This is a genomic window from Pseudomonas sp. LP_7_YM (assembly GCF_004364435.1).
Taxonomy (GTDB): domain Bacteria; phylum Pseudomonadota; class Gammaproteobacteria; order Pseudomonadales; family Pseudomonadaceae; genus Aquipseudomonas.
The window spans coordinates 1-21,017 of record NZ_SOCT01000021.1; the positions used below are offsets into that span (position 1 = coordinate 1).

General features: G+C 51.5%; 15 protein-coding genes and 4 pseudogenes. 7 read left to right on the forward strand and 12 right to left on the reverse strand.

The features are described 5' to 3' along the window. The 12 genes and pseudogenes from EC915_RS24035 to EC915_RS24095 all read right to left on the reverse strand — a co-directional run. Positions 1-2,950, reverse strand: a pseudogene (locus tag EC915_RS24035) (DUF6531 domain-containing protein); the annotation flags it as partial. Positions 2,951-2,953: 3 nt separating this feature from the next. Beyond that, the gene (locus EC915_RS24040; protein ID WP_133752970.1) at positions 2,954-3,421 is read right to left on the reverse strand and encodes a DcrB-related protein; all 468 of its coding nucleotides are present in this window, start codon (positions 3,419-3,421) and stop codon (positions 2,954-2,956) included. 36 nt (positions 3,422-3,457) lie between these two features. Next, entirely contained in the window at positions 3,458-4,039 is a 582-nt protein-coding gene (locus EC915_RS24045) for a hypothetical protein (protein WP_133752971.1), read from the reverse strand. Positions 4,040-4,050: 11 nt separating this feature from the next. Continuing rightward, positions 4,051-5,886 carry a type VI secretion system tip protein TssI/VgrG gene (tssI, locus tag EC915_RS24050; protein WP_133752981.1) on the reverse strand — a complete coding sequence of 612 codons (1,836 nt, stop codon included), beginning with the start codon at positions 5,884-5,886 and terminating at the stop codon, positions 4,051-4,053. Between the two features lie 55 nt (positions 5,887-5,941). Further along, positions 5,942-6,646 (reverse strand): hypothetical protein, encoded by a 705-nt coding sequence (locus EC915_RS24055; RefSeq protein ID WP_133752972.1) that lies wholly within the window; start codon positions 6,644-6,646, stop codon positions 5,942-5,944. Positions 6,647-6,648: 2 nt separating this feature from the next. Further along, the gene (locus EC915_RS24060; RefSeq protein ID WP_256658825.1) at positions 6,649-6,939 is read right to left on the reverse strand and encodes a hypothetical protein; all 291 of its coding nucleotides are present in this window, start codon (positions 6,937-6,939) and stop codon (positions 6,649-6,651) included. Between the two features lie 364 nt (positions 6,940-7,303). Continuing rightward, positions 7,304-7,888: an Imm5 family immunity protein gene (locus EC915_RS24065; protein WP_133752973.1), complete on the reverse strand. Its 585-nt coding sequence runs from the start codon at positions 7,886-7,888 to the stop codon at positions 7,304-7,306. A gap of 216 nt (positions 7,889-8,104) precedes the next feature. Beyond that, positions 8,105-9,263 (reverse strand): annotated as a pseudogene (locus EC915_RS24075) (IS3 family transposase). A 608-nt stretch (positions 9,264-9,871) separates the two neighbouring features. Beyond that, positions 9,872-10,225, reverse strand: a complete 354-nt coding sequence (locus EC915_RS24080; protein WP_133752974.1) for a hypothetical protein — start codon at positions 10,223-10,225, stop codon at positions 9,872-9,874. Further along, complete coding sequence (locus EC915_RS24085) at positions 10,225-11,463, reverse strand: PAAR domain-containing protein (protein WP_133752975.1); 1,239 nt, start codon at positions 11,461-11,463, stop codon at positions 10,225-10,227. The genes EC915_RS24080 and EC915_RS24085 overlap by 1 nt, the downstream gene beginning before the upstream one ends. Then, positions 11,460-12,044: a DcrB-related protein gene (locus EC915_RS24090; protein WP_133752976.1), complete on the reverse strand. Its 585-nt coding sequence runs from the start codon at positions 12,042-12,044 to the stop codon at positions 11,460-11,462. The genes EC915_RS24085 and EC915_RS24090 overlap by 4 nt, the downstream gene beginning before the upstream one ends. Positions 12,045-12,067: 23 nt before the next feature. Beyond that, entirely contained in the window at positions 12,068-13,903 is a 1,836-nt protein-coding gene (locus tag EC915_RS24095; protein WP_133752977.1) for a type VI secretion system tip protein VgrG, read from the reverse strand. A 733-nt stretch (positions 13,904-14,636) separates the two neighbouring features. On the opposite strand from EC915_RS24095, the gene EC915_RS24100 reads away from it, so the two are divergent. The 7 genes and pseudogenes from EC915_RS24100 to EC915_RS24125 form a co-directional block, all read left to right on the forward strand. Beyond that, complete coding sequence (locus EC915_RS24100) at positions 14,637-16,082, forward strand: DUF6861 domain-containing protein (RefSeq protein ID WP_133752978.1); 1,446 nt, start codon at positions 14,637-14,639, stop codon at positions 16,080-16,082. Positions 16,083-16,084: 2 nt separating this feature from the next. Beyond that, positions 16,085-16,390 carry a hypothetical protein gene (locus EC915_RS24105; RefSeq protein ID WP_133752979.1) on the forward strand — a complete coding sequence of 102 codons (306 nt, stop codon included), beginning with the start codon at positions 16,085-16,087 and terminating at the stop codon, positions 16,388-16,390. Between the two features lie 1,320 nt (positions 16,391-17,710). Continuing rightward, positions 17,711-17,875, forward strand: coding sequence for a transposase (locus EC915_RS25745; protein WP_372237948.1), 165 nt, complete (start codon positions 17,711-17,713; stop codon positions 17,873-17,875). Positions 17,876-18,028: 153 nt separating this feature from the next. Next, positions 18,029-18,592 (forward strand): annotated as a pseudogene (locus EC915_RS25750) (IS5 family transposase). A gap of 299 nt (positions 18,593-18,891) precedes the next feature. After that, positions 18,892-19,155 carry a hypothetical protein gene (locus tag EC915_RS24115; RefSeq protein WP_133752980.1) on the forward strand — a complete coding sequence of 88 codons (264 nt, stop codon included), beginning with the start codon at positions 18,892-18,894 and terminating at the stop codon, positions 19,153-19,155. A gap of 232 nt (positions 19,156-19,387) precedes the next feature. Next, positions 19,388-19,708, forward strand: coding sequence for an immunity protein Tsi6 family protein (locus EC915_RS25755; RefSeq protein ID WP_166651073.1), 321 nt, complete (start codon positions 19,388-19,390; stop codon positions 19,706-19,708). A gap of 480 nt (positions 19,709-20,188) precedes the next feature. After that, positions 20,189-21,017, forward strand: a pseudogene (locus tag EC915_RS24125) (IS630 family transposase); the annotation flags it as partial.

Sequence of the window (21,017 nt, forward strand, 5' to 3'; positions counted from 1 at the left end):
TTCATAGCGTCGGTGGATCGGGTTGTAGGCGTGGTCCACCAGCAGGCTGTTGTCGCCGGGGTTGTGGATCTGCGAGAGCTTTTCGCCCGGTAATTCGGAGGCGAACTGCCAACTCTTGCGGCCCATGGCGTCGTAGCCGAAGCAACTGGTGAGTTTGCCTTGGGTGCGATAAATCTCGCGGTGCAGGTCGTCGCGTTCCATGTCGCTGATGAGCAGGCCGTCGAGGTTGAGTTGGTGCAGGTGGCCGCTGCCGTAATACAGGTGGTTGAGGTGTTGGCCTGTAGGCAGGGTCAGTGTGGTGAGGTTGCTTAGCGGATCGTATTCGTAGTCCAAGGCGCCTTGGGGTGTGGTCTCTTTGACCAGACGGCCCAGCAGGTCGTATTCAAACTTGAGGGTTTCTTCGCTGACGCCGAGGTTTTACCGGTATTCGTCGGCAGACGGTGGATGCTCAGTAGCCGGTCGCCTTCGTCATAGGTGTAATCCTGACGTGCATCGTCGTTGAGTTTGGTCAGGAGACGGCCAATCGTGTCGCGCTCAAATTCGGTGCTGCGCTGTGGCCGTTCGGCGCGGTCGCCGTAGCCGGTTTCATCGACTCGGATCAGATGGCCGCCGAGGTTGTAGCTGAAACGGCGCGTCAGGTTGTCGATGCGTTTCTCTTCGATCAGGCGATCGGAGGCGTCGTAGGCAAACTGGTAGGCGGCGTTGTTTTCGTTGACCAGTGCGGTCAGGCGGATCGCATTGTCGTATTCGTAACGAATGTGCTGGCTTTGGCATCCTGGCGGCTGCTCGGAAGGCCGCGTGCGGTGCGCAGCAGACGCGTAGTCTGGCCTTTGCCGTCGGTGTGGGTCAGGACCTGGCCAAGGGCGTTGTAGGTAAAGGACTCAGCAGTGCCATCCGGATGATCAATGCGCAGTACTTCGCCGTCGGGTTTGCGCTCAAGTTTCGTGGTCTGGTTGAGGGCGTCGGTGACAGCAACGAGATGCTGGCGGTCGTCGTAGCTGTAGTAGGTGCTTTTGCCGGAGCAATCCTGAAAGCGCTCGACCTGGGCCAGGCTGTTCCACCACAGGTATTTGGACTTGTGGGTCGCGTCGATGATGGTGTGCGGCAGGCCGTCATCGCTGTTGAGGTATTCGGTGGTATGCCCCAGCGCGTCCACTTCGGCAATCAGATTACCCTTGTTGTCGTACTGCGCTTGCCACTGACTACCGTCCGGGTACTCGACCTGCTTGACCAGCGAAGTCAGATGATGATGTTGATAACGGGTCTTGCGTCCGAGGGGATCCTGCTCTTCGATAAGCCGCGAGTACTGGTCATATTTAAGCGTGATCACATTGCCGTCGGGCAACGTCAGCCCAGTCATGTTGCCGGTGCTATCCAGCTGGATCTGGTAGCGCTCGCCACCGAAGTCGGTACTTGCCACAACACGATAATCATCGTTGTAGTGCACCTCGGCCTCGCGACCTAAAGCATCCGTCACCCAGGTAGTACGGGCGTTAAAATCGTAACGGAAATGAAAGTGCTCACCGTCACTGGTCCAGTGCTCGACCACCCGCGGCTGGCTGTCGAGGGTTTCCCAGCGATAGTGGCAGCTCAGGCCCAATGCGTTGCTGTGGCTGGCCATCACGCCGTCGCCGTAGCTGAAGCGCCGCATCGAGTCGCCGTTGCGATTAATCACCTCGCAGAGCTGGCCGTTATCGTCGTAACGATATTGGACCAGGGTTTCAACGGCCTCGTCGCCCACTACACGCTTGACGGCGGTCAGACGGCCCAACGGATGCTCGTAATGCAGGTGCACGCGCTGCTCGCCGGTAGCCGTGATGTCGGTCAGCGTGCCTTCGACCGTGCGGGTGAAATGCAGATAATGGCCAAGGGCGTTTTCGATGCGCTGCAGCGGAACGTTGGTGTTGTCGTCCGGCACCTCGCCGAAGTAGAAGAAGACGTTGTCGAGCGTTTGCAGGAGGTAGTGACCGCCCTCACTACGCACCAGATAAACCTGCTCGTGCGGATTATAAATGCGCTCACCGGGCTCCAGCGTCACGAAGGGTACGCTGCGTCCCTGATTGTCAGTAAGGTAAATGAAGTCCCCACGCTGACGCAGACTCTGCTCCCACGGCAGTACCCAGCCGCGACCCAGTATGCTATCTACCGTCAGATCACTGGCATAAAAACGGGACCATTCGATAGGCATCAGGCCAGGCAAGGCAAAGTCGGTTTCATCCGTAAGCAGCTTACGGCCCTTGGTGGTATCGACCGGATTACCGTGAAGACCGCCCAAGACTTTGCCGGCAATCGGCGCGATACCAAAACGAAAGACTGCATCGCCTCCAACAACTCCGGCCATGAAGCGCAGAGCGCAGGGTCCAGCAGCTTTTAAACCGCCCTGAAGTCCCATTTTGAAAATACTGATAACCGCACGCGCGCCACCGGCTGCGGCCATCATGATGTCAACGGCATAGCGCAGCCGCTCGGGAACTTCGTCATTGACGGGCAGGTAGCGATAGGTGCCGCCGCCAATGAAGACGTTATCGGAGCCTGATGCGATTTTTGCCCCGCACGTCAGCTTGTCTTCCTTGCGAGCGGCACCAAATCCGTTAATAAAAACACTGGCGGAACCCTCGGCTACCTGAATGGTAGGCGGGTGCTTATTACAGACGCCAAGGCTGCCTTCAGCGAACGCGGCAGCTCTGCTATTGATGAATACGTTCGTTGAGGCAGTTTCAATTTGCCCGGCTGGCGAGCTGAAAGCTTTACCTATCTTTTCTCCCAACCAAACGAGGCCCGCCCCCCCTAGACCGGCTGCCATACCTAGGAGGAAACCTCCTACGCCGCATGTTGCAAAAGTGATGGCCACATATGCCACTAGAGCGATGCCAGCTATCGCCCCTAACAGGAAACCTGCCAAGGCGCTGGTGTGTTCGATACCATCATGTAACCGCGCTGCCTCAAACATGGGCTACTCCCGTTCGCTGGCGGCGGTCGGATCCGGCATTTCGTTTCGAGGCTCGAAACTAGCGAGTACGTCAGTCCAGTTTTGGTCCTGTTGGGCGGTGAAATCAGTCTGGCTCGTACAGGCAAATACCAGCACGCGTCCAGGCGCAATAATGAATGCCGCCTGACGTTGATAAATGGGTTTCTTCTCATTCAGGTAATAGGCTTCGATCTGCAAGCCAGGGATAGGCTGAGAGGTGGAGAGCGACGCGACCTTTTGCTCCAGCACGGTATAACCGCGCAGCTTGGAAGCGAGCAACTTCAGTTGCCTCTTGAGATAGGCAGTGATGTCCTCACCCGGCAAATGGGTATCTCTGGACAGGGTAAGGCTAAGCGGCCCAGGTACGGTGTTGCCGAATACGAACATATTCACGGTGCGGTCCTGGAAACCGTCTGGCAGCGTGAAACTCCCTTCCTGCAGGTGATAGTCCATTTTTAAATTCTGTCCTGTCAAAAAAATAAAATCTGGTTAGCGCAGAGCCAACCGCCCAAGCATGTCATCGAACTCCAGGAGCCAACCTTTCAATGCTGGCTTCTCAGGATCGATTACGCAGGAAACACTCAGCCATTGCCGTTGGTTCCCGTCGGCAAGCGGCACAATGGCACCTATAAGGCGGCCATGGCGCTCTTCATGACCAGCTCGGAAGATGAAGTCCAGGACCATCGCCGGGTTGCCTGCGAGCATACTTTCACGCTGGCGGATAATACGCATATCTGAGTGACGCGCCCCCAGCTCGTTTCTAGCTCCCGCGAAGCTCTGAGCCAACGTTCGCGCTTCGGTCACCGAACGGCGCTGCACCGAAATGGTAATCTCTTCGCCATCCAAATGGGTTACGGCAGAGATATCACTGAAAGCCAAGCTTTCGGGAAAAACAAAATTGAAACCGCCAAAATTGAAACTACTAGGCGTGTCCTGCAAGGGCGCAGGCGGTGTTACCTCGATAATGTCAGCGACAGGCTCAGCAGCGACCTGCTCAAGTGCAAGGCGTTCAGCCTCTTCCCGCGCTAAACGCTGCTCTGAAAGACGATCGTACATGCTGGTCCTTCTCATCACCCGCTACCTCAGTCATTGACCTTGACCGGCGCGCCGGTGATTTGAGTCGTGCCCTTGCTCACTGTGCTAATGGCATTACCTTTAATCTCAATACCATCAGGGGTAAGAGTAATACTGCTATCGCCAACCTTAAGAATGATGTACGCCTCGGCACTTACCTGAATGAACTGCTTGTCGACTTGAATCGTCAACGAGCCTTCCTGGACATTCATAATCGTGTCCTTCTTGATCACCTCAGTATGGGTGCCGCCCACTGTGACTGTTCGGTTAGCGCCGACTTGGTGAGTCTCATCAACCTCAATTTCGGTGTCCATGTTCCGCTCGGCGTGCATGATCACTTGCTCAGCACCGGCCTTGTCTTCGAAGCGGAAGAAGTTAGCCGTGCCGCCGTCGCCCTTCATCGAACGTGTCAAAAACCCACTCTGCGTCTTGTTGGCGGGCAATGACCAAGGGGGGGTGTTCTGGCTGTTGTACAAACTGCCCATGATCAGCGGGCGGTCGGGGTTGCCGTCGAGAAAGACTACAACCACTTCATCCCCCACTCTCGGAATCTGAATGCTGCCGAAGCCACCGCTGGCACCGGACTGGGCGACGCGGACCCAGCAGGAGCTATTTTCGTCGAACTGGCCCCGACGATCCCAGTGAAACTGGACCTTCACACGTCCCATCGCGTCGGTGAATATCTCTTCACCTGGCGGACCAACTATTATGGCGGTTTGCGGACCGTTGATAGATGGTTTACGGGTGACTAACTGAGGGCGGTAGGTAATTTTTTTGCGGACGCATACAAATCTGTTTTGATAGCCCGCTTGGTCGCCTGTCAAGTAGTTATTACTCCCCACATGGTCAATGGAGAGGATTAGAAATTGCCTGTTTTCAGGTGTGCCCGAATCATGTTCATAATGCTGGGTCAGCTCAAAAGTATAGCCCGGTTTCATAGCACGGCAGTTGCTGGCCCCATAAAAAGTCTTTCCTAGCAACTCGAGAGCTTCGATTCGATTACGAACCAGCGCCTCACCATCATCGTAATTACCGTGACTATAGTGCCCTGGAAAGTCATAGATTTCAAAGCTCTCAACATCACCTTGTTGATTCATACTTTGCATGGTAACTGGAAGCGAATTCTTTGGTTGACGATAGTCAAAAGTACGCACGGCGATTTGGCCGGACTGCAATTGTCTGGTCGCATTCCACTGAGTGATAGAATCAGCAGTCTCAGTTACAGAGGCGGTATGGAACCGTATTTGAGGCTGCTCGGCCAAAGGCGATAACTTGCTTGAGTCATCGACCAAAATCATTACGTGTGATTCAGCTGTATGCTCGAAATAATAGAATACGCCCTCGCTTTCCAGGAGTCGCTGCACGAAATTGAAATCACTCTCACGGTACTGTGTGATGTAGCTGTGATTTTTTAGGGTTTTACTCAGTCGGAATTCGAATTTCGGCATAGCGCCATAACTGTGGAACACCTCTCTCGCGACGTCCTCAACAGTTTTATCTTGAAATATGCGCGTGTCGAATCGGCAGGTAAGCATCCACAACCATGGTCCAAGCACTGCACTATAACGCGACATCCCCCCATCGCTGCCTTGAGAACTCAATCGATTGATGTAGCCGTTAACATAGCGTATCGAACCGTCAGCAAGTTCAATTTCAATCGTAGCCCGACGACCAATGAAAGATTTTAACTTTACATCCGGCTTCTGGCTGAGCAACGCCAATTCTAATTCAAAAAGACGCGAAAGGCCTTCAGAGCCGGAGAAATGCTCCAGCAGCATATCCCCCTCATCACCCGAGCCAAATGTGTTGAGTTTGAAAAGCCGCCGATTTTGCGGGCTGAGCATAGAAAGAAGATCTGGCAAAGTTATGCACTCCTTGAAAGCTTACTATTGGTGAGCCTCAATGATTGGCCTTATTCGCGAACAGGCGGCCAATCCAAGACGCCGCACGTTTTGAGCGAAGCTCCTCGATTTCCATAAAAGTATATTCTTTGCCTTCAAGTTGCTCCCGTTCTTTCAGAGCGCGAAGCGCGGCTATATTATTACGATGATAAAAAAACATAAAAACCGAGATCATAGAGAAAAGAAACATCAGCAGAACAGTTGGAGATTTGTAAGCGTGAAAAACTGGATAAATCAACGTTCCAACACCGGCCCCGATAGCTCCTAATATCCATTGATTTTGTTGAACTGACTCAATAACCTCCACGCGCTGCGAGCTGACTACCAAGCAGCTTTTGGAGCTCCGCATCTGATATAAAAAAAGATAGATCGAAGCAGCAAGGATCAAGGGTATGCACGATAGTAAAATCGCAAGACTGGCGCTTAATTTAAACTGCTTATAGGTTATAATCAGCAACAGCAAAGAAGTAAAACCTGGGGCGAATGTCAAGTTGGTGAACATCCTGAGCGTAGCATATTTACTAAATCTTTCAGTTCGATAGGCACAATCGAAGCACCAGTATGTGAGCCACACTACAGCACCCGCCGCTGGAATGGTCAGTAAACTGGGCAAAATCCCCGCTGAAAACACTGCTAGCAATGTGAACAAGAACCATGTACCAAATATTTTAGCTGTGTAGCGGTATGGCTCAACAGTGAACATTATTAGTCTTTTCCTGTTAGTAGATTACCTAGAGAAGTGCCCCACCCAGTTGCGTCGTCACTCATCACAAACTGGATGGTGAGACCGACGACAAGCCCTATCCCGATTATCACAATGGCAGGAGCACTTACGGTGGCACCCACCACCACCCCACTGGCAAAAACCAAGGCATTCGTGGGCTGACTATAGGCCGTTTTTTTCAGAAAATCTTTCCCACTGGTGGAGTCGTGGATATCCATAGCCAGTTGCGGGCCGAACGCAAGAAGCGGTCCGGCGACGTTGCCGACGAGCACTCTACCTACCCCCCTTTGGCCATATGCTTTGCCATCAACGTGAGCGGTAGACTTCAAGGTCTTAGCAGCTTCATGCACCGGAATGAGTATGGCGCTTCCGACAGCTTTGCCATCTTGGCCTCTTGGCTTTAATGGCGATGTATTTTACAGAAAATCGTATTTTCTGGGTTTACGTACAGAGCCTAATCAAATACCTGTTAAGAACTGCGACGCGAAAATAATAGCCGGCACTCCTATCACCAGCAGAAACAAAAGCTTCGAGCAAACCTTTAAGAAAACCCCTAACATCTTATTCATAGACTACTAAGCCTTAAAAACTTTTCAAAACTCTGACTTCCCGAATTCTTGCAATCAACCATCATCCTTAACTTAAAACTTCAGGTACCGCGACTGACAAGTACCACTCCCAAAATTTTCTTCGCTGTTCTGCATCTCCCTCGTCCCATAACCCCTCCGCAAATGCGGACGCTACCAGATAGCTTGGCTCGAAAGCGTCTGGCTCAAGGTCGCCGTCATTTCGAAGGTCAGTTGGATCGAAAATAAAATCATCCGTCGCGGTTACTATAGTGTTGGCAGCAGCATGCCCAACAAACATGGCCGGATATTCATGCGGTGCATACTCTTGATCTTCTACAACAGATACATAAAAATCGTCCCGGATATTTAAAGCATCCTCTTCAGCTAGCGCACCTCTGGCAGCGTCAATTGCGATGCCAAGAACTACGGTAAGCTCATCAGCATTACCGAACTTTTTAGACCAGATTGACGATCCGTGAGTCACACATATAGCATCAAGTTTTGTAAGAGTTATTCTTTTAGCATCTTCTGCTTGACCCGAAGTAATTGTGTCCCATAAAAGCTTTCTGAGAGGCAATATCAACTCACCTCCTTTCGACATTCTCAACTCATCCAACAATTTTTTAATTAGAACCTCAGCTTTTTCACTCATTTCGGCCTCAATATTGTCTCAATGCTACCATCGGGTTTGAATATTCGTATCGCTTTCGGATCAGCAACAGTCTGCTCTAGATTCTTATATTGAGCCAATTTAGAAAAATAGCCTTGGCAGTCGTTATACATTGGCTTAGAAACTCCTATTGGGTGATCGGGGCTGATCAGGGACATCTGCTTCTCAGCATGGGACGAGAAATACTGCCTGTAGTGGTCAACTAATCCCGAACACGATTTTAAGTTTTTCTTCGGTTTTCGCCGGAGATACCCCACCGTTAAATTGATGAGGCCGAATCCAGTTGTAGTGATGCATCAGATAGTGGCTGATGTCTCTCTGAGCCTGCTGGCCGGTCATGTAGCCGGTGGTTGGTATCCATTCTGTTTTCAAGCTGCGAAACACCCTTTCCATCGGCGCATTGTCCCAACAGTTTCCTCGGCGACTCATGCTCTGGCGCATGCGGTAGCGCCACAGCCGCTGGCGAAAGTTGCGGCTGCCATATTGCGATCCCTGGTCGGAGTGAAATAGCAGGCCTTGAGGGTTGCCGCGCTGCTCGTAAGCCACGTCCAGCGCCTTCACCACCAAGTCTGCATCTGGCTTTTCCGATAACGCCCAGCCCACCACTCGGCGGGCGTAAAGATCCATAACAACCGCAAGGTAGTACCATTTTCCCTGTGCCCAGATATAGGTGATGTCGCCGCACCAGACCTGGTCAGGCGCTTCGACATCAAACTCCCGGTTCAAGACATTTGGTATATCAGGCCGCTCGACTGTCGCTTTTTTATAGGCGTGTGATCCCGGCTGCTTGCTGACCAATTCCAGTTCGCGCATCAGCCTGCGTACCTTGAACCGTCCAATTTGCTCACCTTCTTCCTGCATCATTAACCTGATGCTTCGACTGCCCGGAGCACTTCGTCCCTGGGTGAACAACTCGTTCACTCGGCTACGCAACCTGAGTCGCTCAATGTCTGGTGTTCGCCGCCTCTGACGATGTGCGTAGTAGCCCGAACGGGAGACCTCAAACGCCTCGCATAAACAATCAACAGGCTCATGGACGCTTAGCTGACTGATCAGCGCGTACGCTCGAGATCTTCCGACATCAAGAGCGCGGTAGCCTTTTTTAATATTGATTTCTCGCGTTCGAGGCGAGCAATCCGAGCTTCCAACTCCTGGATTTTTTGCTGCTCTGGTGTCAGGGCCTTTGGGGCGTGACGCCGGTACGCTCTTGCTGAAGCTGGTCGACCCAACGGCGCAGCGCCGACTCACCCACACTCAGTGAGCGACTGGCTTCGATGAAGCTGTAGTTTTGCTTGAGCACGAGGTCGGCGGCCTCGCGTTTGAATTCTGGTGAAAAGGTACGACGTTGTTTGGTCATGAGACACCTCTATCTGGCGAGCATTCTCGCCTAAATGGGTGTCCGGTTTCATTAGACCACTACAGTGCAACTCAGCCGCCCCCCCCTTCAGCCAATCTTATGCAGCACCATATCAAGCATAACTCTGATAACTTGTCAAAAAATTGAAACTCTTAATACCTATTATCAAAAATGCTTATTTATCTCGAGCCTGGTACATGCGGTTACTAAATTCAAAACATATTCATTTGATCGCTGTCGCTGAAGACCAGAAATCCTTTCAATTCTTCTACATCACGAGAAACAACGTTCATTTCAACAAATGATAAGGTTCTCGCCATACTTCCAATGATAGGAAGGCATTTAGTGGAGTAGATAAAAACACCCTCGACAGCGAGCCCATTATGGGCATTTAAAAAGTCAATATATTTTGAGGTGGTTTACCGTCTAGCTCAACCTCACACGACTCCAGAAAAACAGGTAGTTCAATTTCATGTGCGCCAATTGGTAGGAACCGATCTTCTCAGCCTTCTTTTTTTAAAATAAAAACTTATTAACTATATGCTTATTCATATAATCGACCTCAGAGCATTGCAACTTTCGACATACACATCTTGCATTAGACAACATCAACTATCCAACTGCCTCTCGACCTCTTCATCAGCTGCATTTAATATGCCATTTACAAGTTCAGCATCAATTTTCCAAACATTCAGCTTTGGATTTCCAGCATACCGTTCACCATAAGGGATTTCAAAGTATTCAGCGGACAGCCCCTCATCGCTTATTATCCGCAAAACTGCACGTACAGACTCAGCATGGGCTTGATAATCGCCTTCAAAAATCTCTAGTTCTAAGATGGGGTCACCATTAGACCAAGCATGTTTAAGTGCCTGCACAGGTATGCCAAGTACGCGGTGGAACTTCATGAGAGCCGAATTGTTGACAAAATTTGGGGCAAGTACGATGGTTATTACAGACATCAAAATTCCTCAGGGTAATTAAAATTTACAGGTTCGCCAAATGAGTCGTTACGCCAATTACCGCCATGCCATCGTTCAAAGTGCTCAGTTCGAGTTGCAGGATAAATATTTTTCGGATCACTTGCAAGTTGTGGATGGTCCAAGGCATTGTACTTGTGGTGTCCTTGAATGGACTCTCCGTTATATTTCGGAGTCTTGTTAGTTAAAATGTCGGCTTTTTGCTCTGGAGACCAGCTCCGCGTTCCCGACTCACCTAATTTAAGTTTGGCACGTTCATCGGCCCAAAATCTTGAAACTCCTTTTGCGCGTTTATTAGAAAATCGACGATCCCAATCAAGACGTTTATATTCATCTCTTGTCAACGTACGACTTTCTAATTTTGTTTTTAAGTTGGCCCGTTGCGCTTTTGTCACGGGAGAGTAAGGAACTTTGTGAGTAGGAACTTTTACTGACTCGTCGGTGGCCACTGCTCGGCGCTGAATCTTCACATTCGCAAGATTCGACCCTACACCCTGTACTTTGATCTCATACCGCGCATCAAACCACTTCCCGCCCTTGGCACCCAGACCTCCACCCAGCAGTGCCCCACCAAATGCCATCAGCTTTTGACCGTTCGAACCGTCACCGAAGAGCTTGCCGCCAGCCCATGCGCCAGCCTCCCCGCCAGCAAACCCCAAGACTAGCCCTGCAATCACCACCACTGGGCTCGCGAGAACGAACGCACTGCCCAGCCCAACATAAAATATCCCTCGCTCAAGGACTTCGGGCACTTCCGGATCTATGGCGTCGGTCGTTTGTGTGCCACCACCTATCGAGACATTGTTCGACCCAGCGCTGATTTTTCCATCACAAACTGTTCGGTCGCCGACACGCGCGGCGGGCATGTTGTTTATGTACACCGTGCCGCTGCCCTGCGCGATGATCTTTGGCACAGGACCATGTTCAGCACATTTGGCCGTATCGATGTGCGCTCTCGCTGCAGGTTTGCCATTGATATGGACATTGCCGGAGCCGGTAAGGATTTGTCCTGTTCCATGGTCGCAGATGGACAGGCTACCAATCAATTGCCCGATACCTGCGCCCGCAGCGGCAGATGCGCCAACTATCGCCACCGCAGCGAGCCCTCCGGTGCTCACAACGAGCGCAGCACCAATGGCACCTATCGCCAGACCCGCAAGCAATCCGGTCAACGAGCCCGTGTGTTGGATGGGATCATCTACCCGAGCCGCCTGACTCATGCCGACTTTACCGGTTCATCTTCAGACGGTTTTCGCAATTCCAGCGTGTCCACCAGCGAATAAAACGCCGCTCGCTCCTGCAACGTCATGCCCTTCGGAGCGTTGCTAGTGCCTGTGATTTGTATCAAAAGCGGCTGCTGGTGTTCATCGTAATGTAGGAAGAGCAACTGGAGCTGATGCACCGGCTGGCCTTGCTGTCGCCAGCTGAACTCGACACGACGTGCTTCCACGCCAGCTACTTCTGCTGGGCAGAGCGGCTCTATCCACTCCAGATGTGAAAGGGCCTTATTTAAGTCGGCGAGCAGCTGTTGAGCCATGGTTTCCAAGTCAATAGCTCCATCAATCGGAGTACGGCCTATTACCACCGATAACGGACTCGGCCCAATATCCGTCAACGTGAACACATGAAATGTCTTGTCTTTGAAACCTTCCGGTCGCACAAAACTCAGTTCGTTTGTGTGAAAACGCTCGGGGGGCGGTGGTGGTGCATTGAGCACCTCCTGCGCAAGACGCTCTTGCTCCAGGCGCTGTTCTTCGCGAATCCGTCGTTCGGAAATACGGTCGTACATACTTGTTCGCATGGGGGCGTTCCTTGTCCGTCAGCTTATTTGTTCAGGTTGATGATCGTCGTGCCTTCGACATCGACCACATTGCCGGACAAGGTGATCGTCCCATCCGATTCCATGATCAGCTTGCTGGCGCCCACTTCAAGGGTGATGGATGTCGCAGCTTTGATCTTCACTTCGCCCTTGTCGACGGTGACGAAATACGAGCCGTCTTTTACCGCAATGCTCGTTTCCAAATTGATGGTTTCGGAGTGCCGACCATCCACTTTGATCGTGCGGTTTCCGCCGACCTCATGCTTTTCATCCGCCTCAATCTCGGTATCCAGATTGCGTTCGGCGTGCATGATGATCTGCTCAGCGCCAGCTTTGTCTTCAAAACGGAAAAAGTTGGCATTGGCCCCCTTTCCCTTCATGGAACGCGTCAAAAACCCACTCTGCGTCTTGTTGGCGGGCAATGACCAAGGGGGGGTGTTCTGGCTGTTGTACAGACTGCCCATGATCAGCGGGCGGTCGGGGTTGCCGTCAAGGAATACCACGACCACTTCATCCCCCACTCTCGGAATCTGAATGCTGCCGAAGCCACCACTGGCACCGGACTGGGCGACGCGGACCCAGCAGGAACTGTGGTCGTTGTGCTCGCCTTTGCGGTCCCAGTGGAACTGGATTTTCACGCGGCCCAGTTCGTCGGTGAAAATTTCCTCGCCCGGGGGGCCTACGATGATGGCCGTCTGCGGCCCGGGAATGGTAGGACGCGGCGTGGACAGCTGCGGCCGGTAGGTGATCTTCTTGCGCACGCAGCTAAAGGTGTTGAAGTAGCTCGCCTGATGGCCGTTGAGGTAGTTGTTGTGGCCCTCGCTTTCGACACTCATCAGCAGGAACTGGCGGTCATCGGCCGAGCCCTGATCGTGGTCGTAGTGCTGCACCAATTCGAAGGTGTAACCCGGTTTCATCGCGCGACAGTTGCTCGCGCCGCCGAAGCTTTTGCCTTTGAGTTCCAGCGCTTCGACACGCAGACGCACCAGCGCTTCGCCTTCGTCGTAGGTGCCGTGGGTGTATTGGCCTGGAAAATCGTAGATCTCGAAATTCTCGACATCGCCCTGCTGGTTCAAGCTGTTCATCGTCACCGGCAAGCGGTTGTTAGGCTGGCGGTAATCGAAGGTCTGAACGGCGATTTTGCCGGCCTGCAACTGGCGGTTGCCACTCCACTGGGTGATGGAGTCGGCCGTTTCGGTGACGGACGCGGTGTGGAAGCGTATTTGCGGCTGTTCGGGCAATGCCACCAGCGTGCTGGAGTCATCGCAGATGATCATGGTGTGGCCTTCGGCGGTGTGCTCGAAGTAATAAAACATCCCCTCTTCCTCCAGCAAGCGCTGAACGAAGTTGAAGTCGGTTTCGCGGTATTGGGTGATGTAGGTGTAGCGCTTCTGGGGTTTGGTAAGGCGGAACTCATGATGGGAAAATGCGGAGCACAGGGCAAACACCTGCGTAACCACCTCCTCAACCGTGTTGCCTTGAAAAATCCTGGTATCGAACCGGTTCTTCAACATCGAAAACCAGGGGTTCAGGGTCGCGGTATAGCGTGCCATGCCGCCATCACTGCCGATGCTTGCAAAACGAGTGATGTAGCCCGCCAGGTAACGCGGAGATCCCGTAGAAAGCTCGATCTCGATGGTGACCAACTGGCCCATCATCGACTTGAGTTCGACCCCGGAATCGTCGCAGATCAGCAGCAGTTCAAAGCTGTAAGCCTGCGAAAGACCCTCGCGCCCTTTGAAAGACTCGATCAGCAGTTGCTGCTCCGGATTGGCGAGGTTATGAAACTTGAACAGGCGCCGGTTCTGGGGCGAGAACAATGCGGAAAGGTCCATCGACATATATATCTCCTTGGAGGCATGGGGGACACGCTACCGCCATGCTCAGCAACGACAGGTTGCGAGCGTGCCAGGGAACCGAGACCCTCTGGCACCCTCGCTCATAGCCAAAGGCACGCCAATGCATGAATTCACAAAACAGTGGCAGCACGCTCTGACAGCTTTGTAGGACGTGAACTACGGATGTGATTAATCTCATGGCTCAACGAAATGTACACACTGCCACCTGTGGCACAGAGCCTCGAAGCGCTGAAAACGTATTCCTGAACAATTGCGTCACTGCACACGCTAGCTGGAGAATGCGACCACAAAGGGATACTAAAGTGCCACTATACGAAAAAATAGCGGCAACGTCACAATCTCAAAATCGTTACAAAACGTTGAACGCGGAAAGGAGACACCTACGAGGAGCACCGTGTCAACCTAGATGCAGGTGGTTGCAAAAAAAATCGAGCAGCAATCTGGTTGACCAACTGACCCGTATCCGCCAAAAATCTAATTCAAGTCGTAAATTAAATTCAACGATAACAATGGATTACAAAAAACACACCAGCTCCAGATGTCAACCTGCCACCATTGCGTAGTGTTAACTTGCTGAGAAAAATGCTGCGTGTTGGCTGATTTAATGCTGAAGTAATGCTTCTGACTAGCCATTAGTGGCTACATGATATTCATCGTAGTGGTCGCGAGACCTGAGCTTAGGAACAGCGACCCTCAATCAAGGACCGATGTATAAATGGAGCTTTTAGATTACGTTCCTAGCTGGGATGACATCGAACGAAATCTGGATCATCAATTCAGCGAACTGAACCAGAGCGCCAATGAAGGCTGGGACGGGTTCACGCGCCGATTGAGCGAGGCGCCAAGCCAAGCTTATGGGGCGATGGGCGGCCACCGCATCGACAATGTTCGGCAGGCCATGGCGCTTTCGTATCCGATTATGCAGATGAACCTGTCGCGCAAATGGGCCTCGATCAACATCGTGGATATTTTGCCGGTGCTGCTGAAACTGGTGCAGGAAGTGGTGATGATTCTGGGGGGGAGCGTAGCCATAGGCGGCGCTGCCGGCGGCGCGGTGGGCTCACTGGGGTTTGGTGTCGGTGCCGTTCCTGGTGCCATCATCGGCGGTGGTATTGGCTTGCAAGTAGGCAACTTGATCCTCATAGGTTTAGGCCTAGGGTCCATCGCTAAATATTTCTATTACGGGCTTCCGGCTTGTCTCGCCATTTTGCAGGAAGGTCTGGCTATAGCATGGACCGCTGAAGATGGCGTCAAGCCCGCAGGGCTCGATCCTTCCGGCGGTTCAGCAGCAGTCATCCAGGAAAGAACTGAGCGCGCCGCCCGGCAACTGGCTCGTGGGCAGGAGCAGTTGGTGCTTTTGCTGCTGACGGCGATCGTCACGTACCTGACTCGCGGCCAGGTAAAGGCCGGTTTGATGAACAGCATGGATAGCATTGCAGCGCGCAGTGCTAGCCTTCAGGCGCAGATATCGAACAAGGAGTTTGCGAACTGGCTGGCGCGTAATGAGCGCAGAATTCTGGATGAGCCGGGGTTGCATGCTAAGGATGAACCAAGGTTCAGGAAGATAGACCCTGAGCGTGAAGCGATGATGGAACATTATGCAAAGCAGGACAAAGATTTTGTTCCATTAGAAAAACAAATCAATAGCACTGAAACATTTGAACCAATCGGTGTAAGAGCGGAGGAGATAGAAAAATATCTCAAGACCGAGGAAGGCACAAATTATATTAGAGAGGCGGCAGCAGCAGATCCCACAAAATCAGCGGGTTTGATTTATGAGCGAGTAAGGGGGCAACTCGCCTCTGGCAAAGAATTACCTACAAGCAAAATAGTAAGTCATCCTCTAATAAAAATTGTTGCGGAAGGCGGTGGTGAGCCTAAATTTTCACCCTACTTCACTACCTACGAAGAATTTAAAAAAGCCGCCAGTTCACAACAATCCCTAGCTGATATGTTTGGCCTTCCAGTAGTTAGTGAAGGGTCGAAATATACAATTTATGAAATAACCCCTTTTACACCGGCAAAAGTTTATGTCAGCGAAATTGCCAAAACAGTCGAGCTGGGTGGTACTATCGAGCGCACGGGAGGTGCAACCCAGTATATCGTTCCAAATCGCGGGCTTTGGGCTCCAGCAAGACCCATAGGTTTCATAGGAAATTAAGCATGAATCTCATAGATCTTAAAAAAGCGGCAATGAATCTCGAAATACAGCTCAATGTACACTCAAAGATAGATCCTGAAGCCGTAGCGCTCTATTGGGATCTGAAACCTCTATTGGACAAAGCCAAGGCAGGGAGCATTTCAGAACCCATTGAGGTAGGCGCAGTACCGGGACGTTATCGCTTTACTGAAAGAAATCTTCAGCAGTATGGCGATCTCGAAGAGGCTTATGCGATATTCTCGATCGAGATTACGGGAGGGGAGACACCGGCGCTGAAATACGTTCGAGAATTGCTGAGAAAACAGTAGCGACAGCAAAATACCGCTACAATTTAGCATTATCATATATGGTTAATTTTCCATATCGAGCTTTCTATTGAATACACCGATAATAGTTAGTTACTTTTGGTCAGGCCATAAGTTTCTTGTGCTGTGACGGGGCAGGTCGCTGCCCCCCGTTTTTTAAAACTTATGACCCGAATAATCCATTGACACTCACGACTCCAATAGCTTTCGTTGAAAAAGCGATAGCGCTGACCACTGATCGGAGCCGGAGTTGCAGGTTAAGGAGGTGACGCCGCTGAAAGCCGCCAAAGACTGGTTCAAACGCAATGTAACTGATCAAATCATGCCCAATTTACCAGTCCCTGAACTCCCTAGCCTAGGGCAATTTAGGCTACCTAAGCTATGAAAAAATTTAAAAGATCATCAATAGATTCAGTCCCGAAACACTTTCGCCTCATAACCGCATTAGGGCTTATATTGGCCATCCTGCTGCTAGCTAGCTCCGTATATATAATATTAGACGGCGTAACACCCGTCTATGGGCGCCTCTGGAGAAACGCCCCGATCGTAGAAGTCCAATATGTAGCCTACGCCCTTCTTGCCACGCCGTTTATCGCAATATTGATGGGATATACTGCGATAGCCGCATTTACCACGCGAAAGGTTTTTTCTCCAGAACAAGGTACCCGCGCAGCAAAATTTCAAAGCTTAATGTTTAATCTCTTCTTAAAAACGCTTTTGTATGTATCCTTCCCTTTGCCAATATTAACCACACTATCGCTTATATCGACCGGCTACTGGTTATGCAATGATCTGAGACCCTCAGGCTCTGGCTGGCAAACATTCTGGGTAAATAATCAAAACTCCTGCTTCAAACCCGACAGCTACATCAATGATCACTGGCCCTGTCAAGAGGTCGACGGTAAAAAGATATGTCTCTCGGCAGATGGTCGATAGTGTACTGTTTTCGAAATACTTACTCTCTGCGTCGGTTGACGCATTGCGTAACGCCCTTCAATAACCATTCACACCAGCAAAGATGGAGTGAGCGAGAGACGGGTCATACAATTAGACGGCCTTCCGAGCGAGAAAGCTCCAGCGTTCTGCGTTGGGATTGATCTGATAACCCAACCCTTCAATGCTTAATTGAAGCCCTTGCCCGAGGACAAGATGTCGGGCTGGTAAGCATGCTGATCCCTTAGGGAAACTCTGAGGAAGATCTCCAGATTTGGCAGAATGCCTGATCTCAACCGCCGAGACGCTTGATGAAGCAGATGACCTTCGCCGACGTCGAGTTCACTGGCAAACGCAAGCAAACCCGTAAAGAGCGTTTTTCTGATCGTGATGGATCAGGTCGTACCCTGGAAGGGATTGATCAATCTGATCGAGCCTCATTACCCCAAGGGCGACGGTGGCCGTCCCGCGTATGCGTTAATGGCTGTTTTGCGCATTCACCTGATGCAAAACTGGTTCGGCTACAGCGATCCGGCGATGGAGGAGGCGTTGTAGGAAACAACGATCCTGCGCCAGTTCGCGGGACTGAGTCTGAATCGGATTCCCGATGAAACAACCATGCTCAACTTCCGGCGCCTGTTGGAAAAACATGAGCTGGCAGGCAGGATTTTGGAGGTCGTCAACGGGTACCTGGGTGATCGTCGCCTGATGCTGCGTCAAAGTACGGTGGTCAATGCGACGATCATTCATGCGTCAAGTTCGACCAAGAACAAGGACGGCAAACGTGATCCCGAAACGCATCACACGAAGAAAGGAAACCAGTATTTCTGCGGCATCAAAGTACATATCGGCGTTGATGCTGAGTCAGGGTTGGTCTATAGCCTGGTGGGCACGGCAGCAAATCCGGCGGATGTTACTCAGGTCGACCAGTTGCTTCAGCTGTGAGGGTGGCTACACCGGCGCGTGGACAAGCGTGCAGAGCATCAGGCTCCTCAAATGATCTGGTCGATTGCGGCCCGTCCCAGCCGCTGCAAAAAGCATGGCAACACAAGTTTGATCGCGCGCGTGCATCGCAAGATCGAGTACGCGAAAGCCCAAGTACGGGCGAAGGTTGAACATCCGTTTCGTGTGATCAAGCGCCAGTTTGGTTATACGAAAGTACGATTTCGCGGGCCGGCAAAAAAAATCGCGCAACAGGCCACGCTGTTTGCCCTGTCGAACCTTTGGATGATGCGAAAACGGCTGTTGGCTGTGGGCGAGGTGCGCCTGTGATGCGCAAAAATGCCTTTAAAAGGTGTCACTCGAAAGAAAATTGATGAGCTAGAACTGGGAAAAGTCTGATTATGTGATCGGGCAGAGCTTTTTGAATCTCAGGCCATAAGGGCATCAAAAATAGATGCCTACTTCAGACCATGCCTAGACCTGCATATTCCATCTGGCAATGAAGCGGGGGGCCAACGAGTTCTGGCTTCCGGGAGCAAAATTACCAGATGGAAACTTTGAAGCCATTATTGATGCCGGCAACATATCCGCGGATCGATTTATAAAACTCCACTACCGTAGAGGACATTATGGAATTTACAGACATCTACTTTAATCGCGAGGAACGCTTCTCACTGGGGATAGAGGAAACCTCCGGAAAGTTCTATGTTTCATTTCCTGTTAGAAATGACATGATTGAGTATGAGGAATATTACGAAATTGACCGTGCGCAGTTTGACCTATTTCAAAAAGATCTTAACGCCGCACTGGGATTCGTCACTAGATGCCGCCACAGAGAGCTAGACGAATTGCTGATCCAGAAGCCCGGTAGTAGAAGAGGGATGGCTATTTAATTTACGCTATCCGCGAATATGGCTGCTGCTGGGACTGGAAATATCCAGCAGCGAGGCTAATCTACCCAAACTGTTGCAGGACTCACGACAACAGGTGGTGCGCGGCAGTCGGCAAAATTTAGATAAAATGACACCATGGATGTGTATTTCATAGCAGACCAATCTGCCAATGATTTGAAGATAGTACTACCTGATTAATATTACTTTCCCTGGGGATTAGGAGTGCACATACTTGAAATCAGCAATTGATTACATTAACGAGGCCATCCACATGACGCGCTTGAGACTGGCATCTGGCTCAAGAAACGCTCTCTATTCCGGTCTACTCCACAACCTTGAATACCTTAGAAACGTTGTGTCAGGTGTGGAGACAAACAAGGCGAAGCTGCACACGCTGACTATCCGCGTTTGGCCAGCGGAAGACTTTTACTTTGCGGATCCCGAATATGCTGACGCGCTGGGCGTTGCTGACCACATCCGAGACCAAATTGCACGAGGGTTGAAAATTCAGCTGCCGGACGGACAGCCTCCAGAGAGCCTTTCGAAAAGGTAGCAGCGCAGACAGGTAGCGCACCTGTACGGCATCGTCGAATCTGCTAACTTTTTCTGACAGCAACCATGACATTATTCGCTAAAAACGCCTGCCAGCAGCCGCAAGGTGCTGAAATCTAACGCTTCTAGTGATGCTGGGTTAGACCGTATGAGGCGTCACAACCCATTTACTGATAGAAGGGATTCCATGATCGACCTGCACAGCTCGACATTAGTCGTGACGGAATATGCCTACCGATACAACCATTTGCTGCCGCCTCCATCTGGACGCGAAGTTGCTGGCCGTGCGTACCTAGAACCTATATGGCAAAAGTCACGCGCTTGCGTTATGTCACAAGACCAGTCGTTAGACAGGGCAAAGGGCGCATTGTTGGGCCTTGCAATAGGTGATGCGGTTGGGACCACTCTAGTGTGCTGTCTCAGAAATAAATTTCTCATTTGAGCTACGCTTTCAGCGTCGGTCAGAACGAGGAGTGGAGCCATGAATTCTCAAGACATCGTACTCAGTGAAGACGAACAGACCGAGTTGAGTCGGCGCCTGCGGTCAGCCACCATCAGCCAGCGCGACGGCCGTCGGGCGCGAGTGATTTTACTGGCAGCTCAAGGTTGTTCACGCAACGAAATTGCCAGGTTGACTGGCCTCTCGGTCGTTTCAGTCACGCGCTGGTGCAAGCGCTTCCAAGAGCTGCGCTAGCAAGGCTTGGTCGATCTGCCTGGGCGAGGTCGCAAGTCCTCACTGCCTGTCGAAGCCTTGAAGCGAACCCTCGAACAGGTCACCCAACCGCGTATCGGCCAGCCGCGCTGGAGCTGTCGCAGCATGGCGCGTGTCGCGGGTATTTCACCGGCTAGCGTGCAACGGATTTGGGCCGCCAACGATATAAAGCCGCACCTGACACGTACCTTCAAACTGTCCAACGATCCAAACTTCGAAGATAAGTTTTGGGACGTTATTGGGCTGTATCTGGAACCGCCGGATAAAGCATTAGTGCTCTGTTGCGATGAAAAAAGCCAGGTTCAGGCCTTGGAGCGCACTCAGCCTGGACTGCCTTTGGGGATTGGTCATATCCGCACGCAATCGCACGATTATATCCGTCATGGCACCGTCACCTTGTTCACAGCGCTGGACTATCTTCAGGGACGCTTGATCAGTTCAATCGAGCGCCAACACCGGCATCAGGAATGGCTGGAGTTTCTCAAGAAGATCAATCGCGAAATGCCCAAGCACCTTCAGCTGCATTTGATCGTCGACAACTACGCCACGCACAAGCATCCAAAAGTGAAGGCTTGGCTGGAAAAACATAAGCGCTTCC